Below are 21,347 nucleotides of genomic sequence, written 5' to 3' on the forward strand. Positions count from 1 at the left end.
TAAAATCCCCCTGTTGCTGCTTTAAATAGAGTTTGTTGTTGTCGTGGCCCTCATCAATGGCTTCCCTGATCGTTTTTTCCCGCACAGAACCAAGATCCAAATCGATTACACTGGTATTTCCTGCCCTGATCGTTAGATTGTGGCTTGAAGCGTTACCCCTTTTAAGGGAAAAGGAGAGATCTATTGCCACAAGTTCGGAGTTCTGCTCACAAACCCTGCGTGCACGCTGGGTCAGACGCTCAGGACTGTCACTGTGTGATGTACTGAGTGGATAAGGAGCACCATCTTCGGTATAAACAGTCCAGTGGGAAAAGAGTGCGGGCTTATTTTCACCAACAGCTTTAGACACCGCGGCCGCCACAAAGAATCTGCCACTATACCCCTGGGCGGTAATTACAATTTCATTATCCTGGGTGCTGTAGGCGGGCCCCTGCTCACTATTTCTGGCAGCATCAAAATAGGTCCCTATAGGAGTACTAAAATCAGGAATTAAAACAACATGATACAAGTCCGCGTTATCGTGTTCATCAATTGTAATAGTAAAACGGTTGCCGTCCGCAGTAACTGAACTTATATCAGGCGCGGAAGGACGTTCATCTGCGACAACCGAGATAAAAAGCGACAAAAGAAGCATTGATGTTATTCTGAAAACCATTTAAACTCCATTTATTTGAAATTGACCGTTTATTTCTAAAAACACTCCCTGGCAGTGAGTTTACAGCTCATAACTCACTACATTGTCCTCTTCATTAACCTCGAAGTAAACATTCCTTCCATCTATCACAAACCACAGCCTCTGAGCACCTTCGGGTACCCTGACTTTCAGGGTTACATCTTCAAAATCCCCCGGATGAAAATCGCTGGTTATAAAAAGCTCACCAACAGACACCACAGACGGATCCTTTCTTCTCTCATTCCAGTCATCCCGCCTGCCGGTAACTTCATCCACTGCGCTGGTCAATGAATCCTCCACTACCCCATCAGCATAAACCGTAAGATCGATCCCTCTCTCAATTGTCGATGCACCAGGATTTGCGATTCGCACAGTCACCTCTGTACTATCTTCATTGATTGGGGATAGCCTTGGGTAAGAGACGTTAAGATCATAACAGCGATAGGCTCCCCTGACAATATCGGCCGCGACCCCTACAGTCACCATATCCTGCTCCCCGGTCCATGAGTTGAACGGATGAACATACAACAGTGTATTGTCTCTACCACTGCGTACCATAACAAATCCCTGATCATAAATGATTGGGTCAGCCTCTCCATCCCGGTTAAAATCAAAGGATGGCAGGGAATGAAGATCTGCCGGTGGCACGGTATCACTAAGGTCGATAACCTTATCACCCTTTGGAGTGTAGATCTTTGAGCCGATAAGTATCTCCGGAACTCCGGTTCCGGTAAAATCATCCACTCTTAGATTTGTCACTGAGCTCATATCAACATAGAAAGGATTAAACAACGGCTCATTGGTATAAGCCATTACTGCATGAAGTTTGAAATCAGATGTATACACCACAGCAAGCGAATCGTTACTGTCTATAAATCCATCTCCATCAGTATCCCTCAGATAGGCGAAAAGGGTTGTATCCCTGAACTGAGGCAGGTTTGCCTCTATGGTTTCTCTGTCAAACACATCGTCTTCTGTGTATACAGGTTGACTGTATCCTTCACACGTTGTTCCCGTATAAATAATGTTGTTACTCTTATCAAATTCCTCAATCTGGTCATATTCATCCAGAAAAGCAAACAACACCCTGTTTGGATAGGTAAGATTGGAATCGATATCGATCTGATAGAGCCTTGACTGATTAGGCTCAAGACCATCAACAACAATTCGTCCTATATACCGGTCAACAAACCTGTTGTATCGGTAATCACCATCCATATCCTCAAAGAGTACAACCTTAAAGCTCTGGTCAACAGGAACATCGGAGTCGTTTTTAAAAGCAACCCTTACCCATCCCCGACTTCTGAGATCTATAGCATTGACCGTAACATCCGCGGCACTGATATGATACGGTACCAGATCGGGTAAAGTAAAGGTTGGTGAAGTCACCACCACAGATGAATCAGACTGTACTATAACAGAGTCGCTGAAAGGAGCAAGTACTTTCATAGTATCTCCTGGCTCAACGGCCGCATTCTTCAGGTTAACATCCATTGTCCAGCTCTGTGAACTCATCCCCACCTCTGCAGCATATATAATGTCCAGATCCTCCATGATATAACTATTGGATTCTGCTCTGCGTTCATCCCCGATTCCACGCACAGCAAGATCTGTTGCCTCATATCCCCTGTACGGTAAAGCATAGAATTCAACAGCAATGATAGGATTCTCAACCCCCGGCTGGAACACATCACAGTGCACACCCGGGATAGTTATAGTTCCGGGTTCAAACTCTCTGCTCCAAACCACTCTGTCCTCAAGATCATCACTCAAAGAGATCACACTGGAAGTTCTCTCCCACTTATCTTCTGAGAGAAATGATCCATCAGTCCTCATTTTGGGATCTGTTGCAACCCAAACCCTAACCGGATTGTTAGTAACAAATGACACAGGTCTGCATCCTGAAGAAAAGAGGTTCTGTTCGATAAATTCTTTTCCCCTGATGTCAGGTGTAACATAGGTTATAACTGCATCCCTGTCCTTAAAGGGTGCCACATCCGGGTAAAGGTATCCGGTACGTAAGGGATCCTGTCCCATTTCAGGCTCAATGGTTTCAGGTAACACCGTATCCCTTACCACGAAGAAGTAGTTATACCTGTTTGATGTTTCACCCCCAGAGCGCATACCTGAGAAGGTGTGGCTGCCGGGTCTGTGAAATTTTTTGTACAGATCAAAATCCTGAAACTGAGTACTTATTATCTGATTAGCTGGTTTCCATCCTCCGGTATTGCTGTCGTATTCACTAATAAATGATGGCGGACTATTCACCCCTCTCTCTATTGCGCAATATAGGTAGCCACTCCGGTTCATCTCTATGTGCATAAGTTCCCGTGCATCGCTACTGTAATCAGCCTGATAGGTCCTTACAAGCCCGGCATTTTCAAGATGATGAGGGATGTATCTGATATAAACAGCTGAATCATAGTATACACTTACACCTGTATCGATAATCGGTAAAGTGTCTCTGCTTATGGTATCCTCTTGTACGATGAAAGCATAACCATACTCACTGCTCACCTCATGGATACCAGCTCCAGGAACAGAAAAATCTCCGGCAGCCAACCTCTTTGAATAGAGGTTAAACCAGATATCCTGCTCTTGGCCAGCACTAAGGATTGGCAGACGCTTACCCCTTACTCTTTGTGATTCATCATTCCATGCACCGAACTCTTCACCAGGAACCCTGGTTGTATCCATAAGCATAGTAACCCTAGCAGGACGGTTCACTGTGAATCGATTATTCGATTTGCTGTTACGGAATGAATTTGAAGTCCTTACAATTACTCCATCAGCCAATTTATGAGGAAGAGAGTCAAGCCTGTATTCTCGATCTGAAAAGATTAATGTTTCTTCATTGATCTTCGACTCAATTTTTGTATCCGTATTCTGTGCAGAAACCCTCAGTCCGTGGTGTGTTGGAGATTGAGTGTCGATTAATACCACAAAAGGGAAATCGGCATCGGCACCGGGACTTCCAAAGAAAACCTTACCACCTTGCTCAATCTGTTTTGTATAGGTATCAAATGGAATAACTGTACCGCTTTTTGTACTTCTCAGAAAAACATCGCGTTGTTCTGGCCCTTCATAGGAACCCAGAAATGAAGGTATGCTTACTTTACGGCTGTCGTAAAGCACTGTAACCTTTGCTGGCCCGTTAAGAGTCACACTAAAGAGCGTATCCTCCCTCAGCCGTCTTGTGTACCACGGTATTTGAATCAGTAGGTTATCAGATAGGTGCTTTGGAAGCTCATTTATTATCCACTCATTGTTGAAAACAGGAGTTTTCTCATCAATGGATGACACGACTCTGTAGGCAGGATCGGATACAGAAGTAACCGATGTCACCCCTGCCGGAGGTGTGAGAAAATCATTGAGCCTTCTTTGGGTATAGAAATCAAGTGTGTGCCACTCAGGTGCTATAGCCACCGGCGCAATGCGCAACTCATCAATACTACCTGGGAAAGCAACACCATACCTGTCACCTCCCACATGCAGTGTTCCATTACCGAACCTAAGATTCCTACCGTTATTCATAGGCTTTGAGGCAACCTGAACTCCATTTACTATGATTCGGCCTCTGTTTTCTGTTTCGCGTTTGTTATAGGTTGCGGCAACATGCAGCCATTCATTCATCTCAACGACATTGTCCATGGTAGACAGAGTGTCAGTTCCAGCTACAAATTTCACAGCTCCTTCCGGACTTAAAGCAAGAGTTACCACCGTGGTATTGTGATCGTCGGTTAAGGTAACAATTTCTGTATTTGCGGTTATTTCCTGCTCAATTCTGATCCATCCACTAAGTGTGACACCATCATCATTTAATCCCAGCAGGTGCCCGGATTCCGGTTCATAAGTAATGGTGTTGTTTGTGTACATTCCCTTACCTATTACTCCATCGGTTATCACAGAATCACTTTCAACGGGAATATGAAAACGGTTTTGCGCAGAATTATCCAACACATGGTTATTATGTAAATGATAAACAGCCCGGTATGTGCTCCACATATCAAGAGATGTGTGCTCCACAGTGTCTTTAACAATGTAGATACTATTGTTACCCAAACCAGGATCAAGTGTATCCATTTCCACCCACACATCAATATGCGTGTTTGCAGAATCGATTCTTTCAATTTCAAAAGGCAGGTGACGCATATTACTGTTACGGAAATTAAAGTATCCGTTAATCAAATCATCTAAACCATCAACTATTGATTCATCAATTCTTAATAACAACGGATAATTGTAAACGGGACTTGTTATTGCTTCATTTATTCTTGCCGAAGGTATAGTGATTTTTCTGATACGCTCAGTTGGTGGAAGATCTATATCGAAAGTGTACTCCCTTGAGCATTCAAACCTCACCCTGTCATCGAAATGTACATCCTTACTTTTGCGTTCAATTCGCAAAGGACTTCTCATGTTAGAATTGATAACAATTGTATCACTACACTCACTGGTTCCATCAGCAAATGTGAAACAGTGGTATATTTCAGGCCTGTTTATCGCATCATGACCATCCTGTTCCTGACTTTTAATGATAAGTGTATCTCCTGGTACCGCGGTAAATATCGAATCAACAGGATTTCCCGCAGTATAATACAGTTCAGGACATCTGTTCACTTCTATCCACTTGATGAGAGTATCCCTGTTAGAACCATTTTGAGTAATTACGGCATTAACCCAGTTTGAGCTTTCCATTGATACCACTGAGTTTTTATGGTAAGTTTTTTTGTACCCTTCCGGCCCTCCCCGATGCTTTTTATGACCGAAAAAGTATCTGATAACATCATTTTTGGCGAATTCATGGTTATCGGTTGTGAGAGTAATCCTGAATCCATCACCATGCTGTTCAATACTGTAATTACGTTCATCACTATAGGTAAGCGGTTGTCGTATACCCCAATCTTGATCATGACATGCTGAGGGAAGGTTGCTTTTATCACTTAAATTAGTTACTACCCGTATTTCTTGTCCTGAAGTACCAAGATTTGGCATATAAAACCATAGGCCATAATACTCAACCCTGAAATCCTCGATCTCTTTCAATTCATTGTTTTCATCATCAAGTATATGGATAGTATAATGATCAGGATTAAGATCATGCAGCTCGGTAAAAAGCACCGTTACACTATCCCCAACCTCTGGGTACAATGGATAATTACCAATAAAATCCATTACATAAATAGCATTGGTGCTATCACAGTGATACCTGACAGGGCAGGCTATATCATCCGGATTGTGGATGAAAGCTACAGGAAAACTGTTACTTGGTGTGGCAACATCTATCCCACTGAGGGTAGTATCTTTGTTATTCACATATACAAAAAGATCAAATTCTCCCCTCACATCCGGATTAATAGTTTCTACAGGAATCCTTATCTGATACTGAGCTGCAGTTGCTATCTGCCAATCAGGATTATCGGTTGTATCCATTTTAAACAAATTTTCATTCCATTGTAGATCAAATTTTTCTTCCGTCACAGAGCCATCATCATTATACCATCCTATAACCGCCTCAGCTCTGAGATCAGAGGTATCTTTCCATATGTTACTTACCGCTATAGAAAGTGTATCTGCTTTACCTTTCCGTATATAGTCTGGTGAAATGTTATGAACCAGAGGTCTTGGAGGTGTAACAATAAATCTTACAGAGTCGTAAACCGCAGGTCCGGGTTGGTTAACTGGAACATCTCTCCTTCCGTTGTTAACCACAGCAACATACGCAGTATACTCTTCAAAAGGAGTACGCTTTCTTACCAGCTCGTCTGGTTTTCCTCCACAAAGCCCAACTTGTGCGAATTCGTGTTCAGGATTGTTAGGGTCCAAGTTTTCACAATCTTCATCAGAACATACTAACGAATCCCTACATACATCAACACTGTCACCATCTCTGGTTGTTCTGTAACAGGAGCTGCCAAACATTTCTCTGCAGGTAACAGTTTCTTGTATTGGTGTAAAAGTTAAACCAGTAGGCTTTTCGTATTCGGTAACCATAAAGGATGAGTGTCGTGATCCAACCGATGGAATACTTACATCCAATATTCCGCTTTCATCATAATTATTAGGTATTATGGCAAATATTTCTCCATACCCTGAAGCATCAGCTTCATCTATCGCAATATCAGGGTGCGTTGCATCAACCTGCATTCGGACAGTTTTACCCTCATTGAGTGGAACGGGGATAGGATCAGAACCGTTAACATCTGAAGCATCAAACGTTATATCAAAGTCATTTTTGTCCGATCCGCCGCTACTGCCAAGCTCTACACCACTGACGGAAACCGAAAGATGCTCATGTATACTATCCACAGGAATTGTATCAGTAATTTCTACGGTCTCATCCCATAGATGTACTGTTTCTGTAACTTCTCTGTGAACGGTACTAACAGGTGTTAAAGTAACAGTAAAACTTGTACTTCTGTAAAAATCAATATCCAGTGATTTACCATATACCTTGTTAGGTGATATTTCATCAACAGCAGTTATAGTTTTTTCGTAGGAAGTATCCCTTACTTTCTCGAAATATCTTAAAACAAATGATGAATCATTGATATAAACAGTATCAACACGGTCAGCCCTGTCCTTGTCAGCTTCACTGAGATCAATATAGAAGCTATCTACCGAAATGGTATAGGTAGTATCAAGCGTCATTGCTCCCTGTGCACTGGCACTGTCCACAGCATATATACTATCTGGAATTGAAGGTATTGTAATAGTATAGCTGTTAGTTTTTCCAATAGATGCTTCCCGACTATACTCAGGATGACTATCAGAAGTCCATGTAACGAGGTAACCGCTTATATTCGGGTTATAATCCTGCTCCCATTTCATATAGATAGATCTGGTTTCATCTTTTGATGGCCAAAATTCACCATCTTCGATTTTGACACTGCTACCTGTAGCAGTAAGCCCTCTGGGGGCTTCAGCTGGTGCATTATTAACTACATCAATGCTGAGTATGTCGTTTGTAGTGCTGCTAAGAATAACCACAGGATCATTTCTAAAGACTGCTGCTTCACTAAGAGCCGTATCAGGAAGGATAATTTTTCCACCCTCTCTTCCATCCTCGACAACGAAATCGATAATTTCCACCGCTACGCTGAGAGCATATTTTCCTGTAGAGAATTGGTCTGTTTTTAACGCAAGATCATTGATCTTTAACACCCTTCCCTGCGGTGTACCGATCTTAGTTTCATCATAAACAAAATCGATATTTTCATTATCGAGAATTGAAGTGTGTCCTTCCTCATACCCCTCAAATTGAGAATAATGGATATCCAGGTAATTATACATATGTTTTCCTCTTGAAAGGGTATCTCTACGCCCTAAAGAGGAGAGAAAGAACTTCAGGTCCATTCTTTGTCTAAACAGTGTATCAGTTTCCCCATCTTCATCAATCTTTATAAGATCGCGGGTATCAAATTGAAAATCGCTTACCGAACCACTAAATACCACAACCTGACCGGAATCAGTATCCATTACAGTTGCATCTACATTTGGTTTAGCTGGCCTCAATCCGGCAAACATCAGATTTTCAAAGAAAACCTCTTCATCGTATAAGGTTTTAGGATAGGCAACTAATACCGAATCTTTAATACCATTATTTTCCCAGCTTCTTGCTCTGAGATTATCAAGTGTTTCCTCATAATCAGAGTGTGTACCACTTTCTTCCACAAGGTTATCGGAGAAAAGTTCACTGGTATCTGCTGGATTATAAACCCTTAGTGCTTCTTCAGGCCACTCATATCTTCCACTTGAAACTGCTGAGGTAATTGAGATAACCTCAGTGCCTTCGAGTACCAGCCCCGGATTTTTATATTCCACATCAGAAGTAACCATATAAGCAGTCTGGTCGCTACCATCAGACATCACATTCATAGTACCAAATGTACCAGCAGTTTGATAAATTGGAGCTGGTTTGAGACGATACTTTCCCATGTTACCTATTTTAAACTTTTTGTCGATTATTCCAACACCCCACGAACGCCTAAAGAATCTAAACCCGGTTGTAAAACCACTCTGTTCGTTATCAAATTTACCTGCATTTACAAACTGTTCCCCTAACCAAAACGTTTTCCTTGGTATCTTGAGCCATCTTCTGTTTATAAGCGTTTTTCTTTTAAGTCCTATTCTTGCACTTGCATCCGCGGTAAAATTTCCTCCAGTTTCATCGGACCATATGTCTATACGAAAACCACCTTCTATAGCTACACCAAGCTCCATTCGAACAATAAAGGATCCATGAAAAGCACTTCCATTGTTATACAGTGCAATGCATGATTGCGCTGTCGCTATACCTTCAAGGACAGTCAACTCTCCGGTCAGTCCAAAATTTAACCTTCTGAGATGAACCCAAAACCCTACACTTCCCTGGGCAACAAGGGGATCCTCATACTCAATAAAAATGGCGATCTCTGCTTTGAGACCAGGGGGAAGCTCTGGAATATTACATTCCACTGCACTTATAGGCATTCCGAATCCATCATACATTGCTCCCCTGAATCCGGAAATATAGGCGCCAGTTGTACCAAGAGGAATTCTGGCACTTTTATCAAGTTTTATAGTAAGAATTGCATGATTTATCCCGGTAATATTATCCCTTGGTTGAGGCCGTTCTAACGACAAGTCAACGGCAACATTATTTACGGCACCTTTGAGATCCATCGAGGCCTTTCCACGAAAATACCAGGATCGTGATTGGCTTTCTTCACGCTGCTCCACCCCAAATTCCATTAATAGTGAAAACAACGATATATTATCGGTAAGATTAAGTCCGCTAATCGGTATGACAATTTTGTTTGGCTGGTCAAATTCCGGATGAAGGAAAGGTTTCTTACCGTTAATAAACAGATTCATTCCTATGGGTATTTCTGTTCCACCAAAATTGTCAGACATCTTTAGTGTTATTCCGGTAAAGCCAACACCTCGTTCACGTCCCGATTTAAAAAGACGTCCAAAATCAAAGGTACCGTTCACGGTAAGTCCGCAGATATTAAAACTATGATCAGTAGTAAGATCTACCTCTGTATCAAAGTCTTCATTCAGTTTCCATTCTCCTTCAACCCTCTCCCAGTTAAGGTTCACAAAATCCACTCTTGCTGATGCGCCTTTTTTCATAATACCTCTCTCAACAAGCTTGGAGAGGTCAATATAGGAATCGGGTAATCCAAAATAACCATCCCTTACTTCTATTCCGGAACCAAATTGCATTCCAGCTATTTCGCAATTAAAACCACCACCAAAATTATATATAAACTCAATGTCTCTTGAAGATTCCGAAATATCGGATACAAAATAGATACTTGGGTCAATATCAAGTTCACAACTTTCACCAAGTCTAAAATCAACAATAGGTTGCATCCCTATCCAGAATGATTTTCCATCATTTTCTAAATTTATATTGTCGGGTATATCTGCATTATAGCCAAAATTAACTTCTCTTACCGATATTTTGGCGATATCGTAATCCATGATGGTCCTGTTCACAAGCCATGAAACATCAAGCGTATCAAGTGAAGCCTTACCATCTTGTATACCAAAAGACAACCGGTTCACATCAACATTTACATCTCCGAGTACCGGTATAGAGTAAGCGGACCGTAATTTAACGTTATACAGGCTTCCTGTAAATCCTTTCCCCTGTTCTATAGTAAAACCAACCGAACCACCACTTTCTCCGGGATCAATAAACAGTGTAGGATTGTCGGTATCACCCCAGGGCACAACACCTATTTTTTGGTTCCATGTTAAACAGCCTCTTACGAAATACCTTCCATCAAAGTAAATTCTTATTTCACTTTTCTGGTCACCACACATAGTGCTTATAGTGCTATCCCCTATTTGTATATACCCAAATTCCAATGAAAAATAGGCGTCCACACCTGATTTGTTCCCGATTTCGTCACCTTCAAGCTCAGCGTCTTTGCCATCTGCCGAAACTCTAAGCACAACGTCACCAAATCCATAATTTCCAATCGTAAGCTCTCCGTTAGGAGGTACATATTCCATAGATGCACCAATAGCCTTTATTCTTCCTTTATCATTTCCTCCATTTAAATCCTTTTCGTAAATAAGTGAGTCAAGTATTAAGGATATATTGCGAAGTCCTTCTATAGGAAATTTTTCGGTCGTGCGTAAAGTCCAGTTATCCATGCGAACATTTAAGTTTTCACCCTTTTTATAACCAAGAGATAACCCATGCCCCCCATTCAGCAGTTCCACATAGCCGCGGTTTCCAAGGTTAAATGTTCTTGGTGTAGTAAATCCTGACCCCCTCATGGTTTCCAGTGCCCACGTATTATTTGAATAGGAAGTGGTTAACTCACTTAGTAGTATCTTTTCCCCTTCCATTCCTATGTTACTAAAAGCTTTTCCGAGTTGAATGGAAGCATCCGTACCAATTGTTAGTTTATCGTGTTCTTCACCCTTTTCATACCCAAGCATAATTGAACGAATTGAAAATTGTGCAACTTGTTGGGTAATATTGCTGATCCCCCCTATACCAAAGCAGCTCATTATGTCATCAGGAAGGTCAATACGCCCACTTATGTTGGTAAGAGCTCCCGCCACATTAAAACCAGCATTGTATATAGACGTTTCGAAATTACAGTCACTACTCATTTCAAATATATCTCCAGCATTATTACTAATAAGGCCCCCTAATTGGAAATCAGGAGCCAGAAGGAGAATTCTAACACCTTCGGATGTATGAAAAATGTCAAAACCAGGCGCTGTTATTGGTGCAATTCCAAACTGTTTTGGCACTACGGAATATCTGCCTCCTCCCATTTTTTTTGCATAAAGCGTATTTACAGAAAAATCTGAGAAGAAACCGATAGAACCACGTGATATACCTACTTCTTCATCTCTGTTTTTGAAAAAATTTGCAGCAAGAGTGAATAGGGAATCCGTTTCATTAGGAGTTACTCTTACCTGAAAGTTCCGTGCTGCATAGGTAATAAGAATATCACCACGTAGTGTAAGATAACCTTTTCTAATAGTAATAGGCAACCGCCCAGAAAGCTTATTTTCTTGTTTCTCTTTAAAGGTCCGCTCTATTTCTCCCTGGGCATGCACCTTACGTATCCCTTCGTATCCCAATATAAACCCGTCACTCGCCCCCACCGGTATTACCAAACTCTCATTTGGGTATAGTGTTTCGTTTTTCCAGGTTGGAGCCTTAAGGTTATAGCCCTCAGGCATAGTCATTTCAAAATCGGTAGGCTGTGCATAGCCGAACCTTAACTTTGAGATATCAGTAAATGTATAATCACCTCTTGTAGTTAGAGATACATCATTAGCCTCACTTATAGCACTACCCCTTACATGCAGTGCACCCTGATTAAGATCAATATCCCCTCTGATTTCAAGACCACTGAAGTTGGGAACAAAGCTATTGTTATCATTTTTTTGAGGGGGGAATGTTTCTTCATTGAGACCTATGCTCATGTCGTTTACAGTAACACCATGTTCATTGAATACATATTCATCAACCTTAACCCTCCAGCCTCTGTAGATAGCCTCGCCGATATCAGAGTTTTCTACACTAAAACCATCGGTACCGTAATCGACAACTAACTCAGGATCAGAATGTGTGTAGGTAATATCAACAGGCCGGTCAAGTAAGTCAAAGGCTTTAAAAGCTGGTCTCAAAGACGAGGGGTCTAAGACTGTAAAGGTAAGATTTGGTCCACAATTATGGCATTGCCCCTGTGCAACCATTTCAAACACATCATTTGACCCCGATCTATCCCGGGAAAAGGTCATAATACATGCATCTAAACTAAACCCATCTCTTGATGGAGAATACTTTACAACATCTCTAATAAAAAATCTATCTCTCCAAGAATAAAAGGTATCTATTACACCATATTTAGTGAATGGCACCGAAGATTGCCGATCTAAATGCGAGCTCAGCCTTGCTGGGTTATCTCTGTCATCATAAAGTACAGTTTCCTGTGAATAGATTTTATATTCACCCGAATGATCAGTTTCCATGGATAACAAATCAGCATTCACCTCAAAGGTATAATTTCCATACGGAATCGAAAATGAATTGATCCTACTACAGAATTCACCCCAGTAATCACACTCATATGCAGCAAACTCACCATAACTGAGACTATCGATATACTGATGTTCGATAGTACCGTCACTATCCTCGGTATAGGTAGTGTGAATGGTCGCACCTTCCAATATAAGTTTACTGTTTTCGTTGTGAGGACCATACCCATCCTTAAACAGAACCTCAAGGTTACCTATAATAGTATTGTCAGCGGTTGCGAATCCATTTAGGTATCTGAATTTCAAATAGGCTGTTTCATAAACCGGATTAATTATGGTAACCGTAGGAGGAGTTTCTCCATCGGCAGCTATAATGCCAAATCTCTGCTGTACCCAATTTCCGGGTTTTCCTTCAGAATCACTGGGTAATATTCTCAGCACATAACAATTCTGAGCACTGACACCCTGATCAGGGAACTCAATTAATCCATCTTCATTGAACACCCGCCATTGATTGACATTTTCATCATTGCGCTCTATTTCAACAACCATTTCATACTCTTCGCCATCAACTACCTTGTGAAGAGTTGCTTCAATATCAGCAGTTTCATCAAACTCACTTTCAAGAGTAACAGTGAAAGCCGGTGTTACAGACATATAATATCCATTTTCCAGTGGAATCTCCGGAGTTATAACCGCACCAGGTACACCATCCTCATTTTCAAGTGTTGTTTTTTCTAATTGTCCACTGTCGGACATATTACCGTACCGGTCAACGGCCACATAGCTGAAAGTAATTTTCTCATTTGAAGGGATATCGTTTGCAACAATTTCAATTTCAAATCCCTTATTACCCCCCCAGGTATCAAGCTCATGTTTTGAAAAAACGGGTGCTTCTGTACCCTTGCTAAGAGCTATACCATCAATTCCAACACCGTCATCTACCATATAGATGTCTATGGTACTTATTCCTGAATCAAGATACACCGCTGGCCCCTGTATCCAATCTGGATCAGCAGAGAAAACAGGCTCACCACCCATCTCGATCGCTTCATCGTTCACAAACCAGTAAAACTTTTGTCTGCTTTCAGTGTTTCCTTCAGATGGAAGATACCATAACGTATACCGTTCTTCCTCAGATGACCTGTCAGCACTTGCCTGTTCTTGTGTTAAATAGATTCCATATGAAATAAAAGGTATACCATCAAGGTTTCCATGGAAATCATGACTTCGGTAGTTTACACCTATAGGGGGATAGAATTTTCCGCCCGCAAGCCCCTCTTCCTCTGTATATCTGTCGATCCATTGATGAATTGCACCCACACCTTCATGCTTAATCCACTGTCCAACACCAGAATTAAGTGAAGCTTCAAAACTGGGCATAAATGAAATCCAGCCATTTTCATCCTTAGTATATAAATTCCCAAATTCATATTCTCTGTTGGTAACTTCTTCACATAACGATCCAGGTGACCAACTCATATATAGTGTACCTGCCATCTGTTCTTTAGGATTGGATTCGCCGATTTTGTTTAAATTAGTGGAATTTAAAGTGACAGAGCGATGAGTTTTATCAGTAAGTTCAAACTGTGGATTGGTAACTTTCCTGTATTCCTGTGAAGCGACTTTATTTTGTGTGCCTCCAGGCCAGCTCGAACGCATTGTAGCTTGAACAGTATCGGTAATGATTTCTGTAATATCATACCGACAAGTGTATTCGGTCACCGTTTTTGTAAACCACCAAAACGTTCTTTTTTCTGTTCTTCTTATTTCACATTCCGTATAAATCAAAGTATCATTACTTTCAATGCATTCGCTACAGGAGTTAATTGTCTGATGTATGCTATAATTATTGGTATAGGTAGATTCAGCCGCGACAATAAATTCTAAGGAGTCATAAACGGTACGCCTTGCAAAATCATCAACAGAAATAAGCTCACTTAAGTCACTGCGATCAATAACGATCTCTGTATTTCCAGTGTTCTCAATATCTACATTTACAGGTACACTAAAACTAGTATCATCGAAGTAAAATTTCACTTCTTCAACACTAAGTGAGCGGTCATCCTGTTTTTGAATATTTATCACCAGATCACCGCTTGTATTTTCCTGGTGTATTATAACATCCCCAGTAAAAGAATTATCTTTTGTATATAGGTTATCGAATATTACAGACTCGCTTCTGTTTCCGTATCTGTCTTTTAAAAACACTTCCGCTCTGTAATGAGCGTCTTCGTGAAGATTAAAATTGTTTAATTTTAATCTGCGATTTTTTATTGCAGAGAAACCAACAGAATTGTTTTCTGGCACGTTACCTGCGTGCCCATCCTCTATTAAAGCTACTGCTGTAATGATTGTTTCAGTATTGGGGGCACCATATATCTTAAGTTCTTTGACTCCACTACTCAGGCGGTAATTTAAGTTTTCTATTCGCTGCCATCCCGACTCAGAGCTTTTAATTACATAATCTGCAATGATATTGTCTCCAATTTTAAAGAAGACAGTATCAGACTCATTAGCTTCTTCAACAAAGAATGATACACTGTAATTATTATCAACGGGTATATCAATTAACCACGAAGTATATATTTCAGGACTAAAAGGTTGGGTGTAATTGGTAGTATTAGTAAAAGACCCGCCAGAAGCAAGTACATATGCGGTATCATCTTCACCTCCGGTGCCTTCTATATAAAGCCCGGAAAGAAAATAGGGATCCTTTTTACTTGTATTGTGAGTATAGGTAGTATTCCAATCAAGATGACGAATGATCCACCCATCATCATTCTGTACCGATACATTTGTAATATCATAAGTAGATAGAAGCGTATCGCCGTAAAATTCACCATTTCTAATCTGGTTGAACTGAACGACAACATCAGTTTTTATTCCAAGACGTCTGTTTTGTACTAAAAAGTCTGCATCATCACGAGACATTAATGGTACTGTTACAAGGGGTTCATCTGGATTTCTGAAGCTCTGTGGAGCATACATGAAAAAAGCCCTGGATGTTGATCCTTCAGTTACTTCATTGCTATAGCTTGGATAGTTCCAATTGGCTTTTCTGAATTGAGAATACCCCAAAGCAGAAGTGGATATTCTTGATTCTATATACCGTACGTTATACTCAAAACCACCTTTGCGAGTTAATATCGAGTCTTCTACTTCCTGGCGTGTGATTCGAAACGTCCACTCCTGTTTATTTCCAGGCAAATCTGTGTGCCCGTAATCATCAATTATAAAAGATTGAGAATCAGCCACAGTACCAAGCGAGTCACAATCCCCCTCCCAGCTCAGCATTATTTCTGAAGGATGTTCTGAATAGAATAACTCCTCAGTTTGAACTCTGAATAATAAATCACCAGTCCCCTCCTCCTGTGATACCGAAACTGCGTCATCCTTTATTACATTGTGAGGGGATAAAATAAAATTAATACCAGTAAGATCCGATCTAAGTACAACGGTATCAATCACTGAAGGTAAGGTGCTGTACATATCACTTATAGCTGAGATATGATAAACGTCATTGGGAACATTATCAAATGTGTATGTCTCTCCGATTCCAATCTCAGTAGACATAGTAAACTGGTTTAATAATCCTTCCAGTTGAACCGTTACCACTGTAGTTGTGTCTATGCCCGGAAGCTGATTACCAGCAATATTACCTGAAACTGTATAGTAACCACTCTTAGTAGAAGCTCTTAACTCCGAGATGCCTTCGTTACCCATAAGGTCGACAGCTTTCAGTTGAAATAGATACTCTCGTGAATCTTGAAGTGAATCAACTGTTATTCGCCGCTGTTGAATGTGTTCTTCACCCAAATCGATACTAAAATTTTCAGGTGCATCCTGCCCTTGAGGAATAACATTCAAAACAAGACGGGCAAGATTTTTCTCAAAGCTGTTCCATCGTAAAGTGAGACTATGTGCAGCTTGTTGTGATAAGTATAGATTTGTAAGAGGTGCGTCAAAATCAACATCAACAGTCATTTTTGAAAGCTCTACCTGAACACCATCAGTAAAAGGAAAAAGGAATGTGGCAGTTTGATCATTTTTGTAGTTTATATTACCTGTTGAAGTCGAATCCATGATCCAATCATAAAGCGTTTTACCTGTAAACACACCTCCGGCAGTGTACACATTACTTGATGTTGAATTAAATGAAAATTGATATTCTCCACATCGTTGTTCCCCTCCTCTTGAATGGGGTTTACTGTTCTCAAAAATTTCTATTCCCTCTAAATAGGGCATAGCTTCATATTCATTAATATCGCCCAGTCCATCATAAAGATAAACTCTTTCGGATTGAAACCAAATTGGATCGGTATTTCCGGCAACTGTGACAGTACCCAGAAAATCTCTTCCAGCAGGATTTTGCATAACCTCAATGTTACATAAATTTAGTCCGGGATTGGATACAATAAATTTCACCTGTCTTTCACTTACAAGCTCCGGATACAAAGGATCACAAACGGTAACTGTTATAAAGAAACTATCAGCAGGAAGCCATTCTTTATCAGGTTTTACAGACAGAGTGTTTGTTAAAGGTTCTATACCAACAGTAATACCTTGAGGAACAGTTTTTACACCCCAGCTTAGCTCCATAAGATCCTGATCGGTGCAGGAAACATAGTATCCCTGGTTAAATTCATTTGTTTTTGCAAGATTGATTTCAAAGTTATCGTTAAAAGGTATTTCAAAATCATTTAACGTTGATAAAATACATGGAGGGGAGAGTGCTGTATCCTGATACTCAAAAGCACCAATATCAATGAATTCACCAAAAACCCTATTATTTCCTTTAAAATCATAAGGATACAGACCAACTGGGTAAAATTCTACACTTCCAGCATTTATTGCTGGTGAGTTTGGCGCAAGAGAAAAGTTACGTTCTTCTACGTTATTAAATCGCGGATTCCTACTGCTGTTACCTTCTCCTCCATAGTACCAATCACTAATTATTGAATATAACGGTGTAGTATTATTTCCCGTTTCACTATGCGGTAAAATTTCGTCAAAGACAAATTCTTCTCCATCATTTTCCCAAAGAATTGAATTAGCAACAAGACTATTAAACAAACCTGCTGAGCCACTGTCTGATCTGTTTTGAGTAAATGTACTGTTAATTATCTCTGGATACATTTCTGAATGATCATCACTATAAATGGTATAATTTGCATCATTATTATAAACAACAGAGTTTATTATTTTACCATTCCAATTGTAAGCAACTGAGCCATAATCAGCACTGTTTTCTGTTATTAAACTCCTGTCCAATACAGTGCTGTGATACGACCTGCCATAGCCAACCCCACCACCATATTTAGCTTCATTACTTTTAAAAGCACAATTACTAAAGAGTGCTCTTGCACCTGATGCAACCGATACAACTCCTCCAAAATTTGCCATATTGGAATCGAAATTACTCTCAAAAATTTCGCCATAGGTTGATGCTGATTCGCTACAGGTTGGTTGCAGGAACAAAAACACTCCACCTACGCTATCAGCTTTGTTTCCCCTAAATACAGAGTTATTAACAACTACAGTGTCTTTATCTGGTACCCACGCTCCTCCAAATTGAGCTTCATTTTCTAAAAATTCCAATTCAAAGGCATTGAGCCTTAAGTTGTACCCCCCACTACCATATATAGCTCCCCCCATATAAGAAGCAACATTTTTCTCGAACACATTAGCTTCTAAATTACCGCCTGATCCCAGGTTAAGAGCTCCGCCATATTCGGCACTGTTTTGGTAAAAACGGTTATCACTAATTGTAGTTAAAATGGTAAAATTAACAACCGCTCCTCCATATATACTACTGCTGTTATCAACAAAGCTGCAGCCGATGATTGTTGACTCCTCACCCCTTATGTAAACTGCACCAGCATTAGAATTAGAGCTATTGTTCTCAAAGGTCGAACTTTTTAAAATAATTGTATCACTTTCTACGTTAACTGCTCCACCACCAAACCCTTCATTATCTGTACTGTCTATAGATTTACAATTTCTAAAGGTAGCATCAATAATACTGGAGTAATAAGATATGGAATATACAGATCCACCATTAGCCGCGCGATCTGCTACAAAACTATTATCTCCGGTGATATACAATCTTTGGCCATAAAAATATACAGATCCACCTCTATTGGCTTTGTTATTTTCAAACTTAGAATCAATAACTTTAGCGCTATATGGTGAATTTAAATTAATCGCCCCACCATCTCCGGTTGAAGTATTGTTAACAAATTTACATTCTTTAATGGCAATGTGAGGCGTATGAACAGAAAGTGCTGTTTCTTGGTTATCTTTAAATTTCAGCCTTTTAAGCACTAAAAAATCTCTATCTTTTTGTGTCCACTTTACTGCCATTAGATTTTTTGTTCTTTGGGAAACATCTTCTCTGGTAAAAGTGGTAAGGCTATCAGGATCCTTACTGTTATTAACAGGGCAGTATCCACCAACAATAGTTAAGGTTTGTCTGTCAAAACCAGATCTCCAGCCGATTGTATAGGTTGTTTCACCCGGATCGTATACTCCTTTAGATATACGCAACTCTACATCACCTTTAATTACTCCCACACTATCCAGAGCCTTTTGAAAATCGGTAAAAGCATTTTCCCATGAAGAGCCGTTCCCTTCACCCTGAACGGCATTTTGATCAACATAAACAATTCTCGCTGCAGTTACATGAATACTGAATAAAAGCATTAGCAGTATAAGAATCATAAATTTGCGATGTAAAGTTTTACTTGTCAAAAAAAGGCTCCCTTTTTAATCCGGAATTAGGTGTAATGCACTGAACACTGATACACTAACTCTATTCAGATATATTTAAATTTTTTTCTACACTATTTCTTTTTTTCAATATTACACGATTCAAAAAGACCTGGCCATTTATAGGGCAAGGATGCTCCGATGGACTTGTTATCTTTAAAAACAGTGTTACTAATAACAGATTTTTCATTTGCTTTTAAAATACTATTATCAATTACAAATTCGCTGTCTTTTTCTTTGTAGTACCAACTATAAATAGCAGCGCCATACTGAGCTTTGTTATTAACAAATCTTGAATCATTGAGGATGCCACGACCAACCCAATAGATGGCTCCACCCTTTGTAGTGGCAGTGTTTCCATAAAACTGGTTAACAGAACCACTTAATCCTTTGTGTACTGTATTTTCATCCCCAATATCATTATTAAAGAACAGTGAACCAGCGGTATCGGCCCTGTTTTCTATAAAAGAGGTGCTATCAAGTTTTAGCCTTTTTCCCATAAAACTTAACGCCCCACCAGAACCGTTATTTGCACTGTTAGAACTAAATCTGGAAGCAACTACTGTACACGTATCACCTTCAAAGTAAAGAGCTCCTCCACGATTCCTTTGGGCGACGTTATTTGTGAGAGTATCATTATAGATTGCTAATTGACTCATTTTCAGGTATAGTGCTCCACCACCAAGTGCATAGTTTTCAAGGTAAACATTATTTCTAGAGTATAGGTTTGTCCCCTCAAAGTATACCACTCCCCCATATCCACCCTGTGCACTGTTTCTTTCAAATCGGTTGGAAGTTATCTCAAATTCAACAGCATTAACAGAAAAACATCCAGCATTAAACTGCACTTTATTGTCTTTTGCAATACTGTTAGTAAGAACAAAACGATCCCCGTGAAAGTTAATAGCACCCGATCCCTTTGCAGTGTTTTTTAAAAATTTGCTCCCATCAACAAAAAGGTTTTGTCCAGAGAAAGCAACGGCACCACCTACTCCCTTTTTAGCACGATTACCAGTAAATTTTGAATTTCTTATATTCACATATTGACCACTAAACCAAATTGCAGCTCCACCATCTCCTTGAGAGAAGTTTTCTGAAAATAGATTACCGCTACTATTCAGTGTGTAACCATTAACAAAACATGCTCCGCCTTTTGGCGCACTATTGTTTTCGAATCTGCTGTTAATTATAAATGTCTTGTGGCAATCTGAATAGAGTGCTCCACCACTTTTAAACGACTCGCTACCAAGCACCTTATTATTTACAAATTGGCTATTTTCTATATGTATATTTTTCCCTTTAAAATTTACTGCTGCCCCGTTTCCAAACGTACGATTATTAAAAAACGAGGTATTTCTAATAGTGAAGTAAACAGAAGAGTCACTATCCCACGCCGCAACTTCAACAGCACTTCCAGAGGCGCTTTCTCTGTTTGAGCATCCATAAGCACCTGAAATTATCAGACCATCCAGTACTGAACCCTTTGCATTGTGGGAAAATATTATTCGATAAGCATTACTTTCATTTCTACGTAATGTTCCGAACCGAAAACGATCATCCCTCTCTATATCACCGCTTAAAATGGTTTTGTAAGTATCCCAATCACGATCCTTTCCACCGGTTTTAAACCCGCCGATAAGTCGGATATCCTCTCCAAGATAAAAATAACGATTTCTTGAACCGCCCTTTTTATCAGTGTAATACACTCCTTGGGCTATATGTATATCGGTTCCCTGAGTTGCGGTTTCAAGAGCTTTATGCAGACAACGATAAGCATCGTGCCATGAAGTTCCATCGCCATTACCATCAGCCTGTATATCAACATATAGTACAGATGATTCAGGATAAAAACTTATAGCACTAATTAAGAGTGAGAGAAGAACAAAACGCTTCATTTTTG

At 40.1% G+C, this 21,347-nt stretch carries 3 protein-coding genes; all 3 read right to left on the reverse strand.

Going from position 1 to position 21,347, the window contains the following annotated elements:
* Nucleotides 1-655: hypothetical protein (locus QA601_13985; protein MDG5816199.1), on the reverse strand; the 655-nt coding region annotated here is incomplete at its 3' end.
* Nucleotides 656-715: 60 nt separating this feature from the next.
* Nucleotides 716-19,429: a choice-of-anchor Q domain-containing protein gene (locus tag QA601_13990; protein MDG5816200.1), complete on the reverse strand. Its 18,714-nt coding sequence runs from the start codon at nt 19,427-19,429 to the stop codon at nt 716-718.
* A 92-nt stretch (nt 19,430-19,521) separates the two neighbouring features.
* Nucleotides 19,522-21,342, reverse strand: coding sequence for a hypothetical protein (locus QA601_13995; protein MDG5816201.1), 1,821 nt, complete (start codon nt 21,340-21,342; stop codon nt 19,522-19,524).
* Between the last annotated feature and the right edge of the window lie 5 nt (nt 21,343-21,347).

The sequence above is a fragment of the Chitinispirillales bacterium ANBcel5 genome (assembly GCA_029688955.1).
GTDB classification, from domain to species: Bacteria; Fibrobacterota; Chitinivibrionia; order Chitinivibrionales; family Chitinispirillaceae; genus Cellulosispirillum; species Cellulosispirillum alkaliphilum.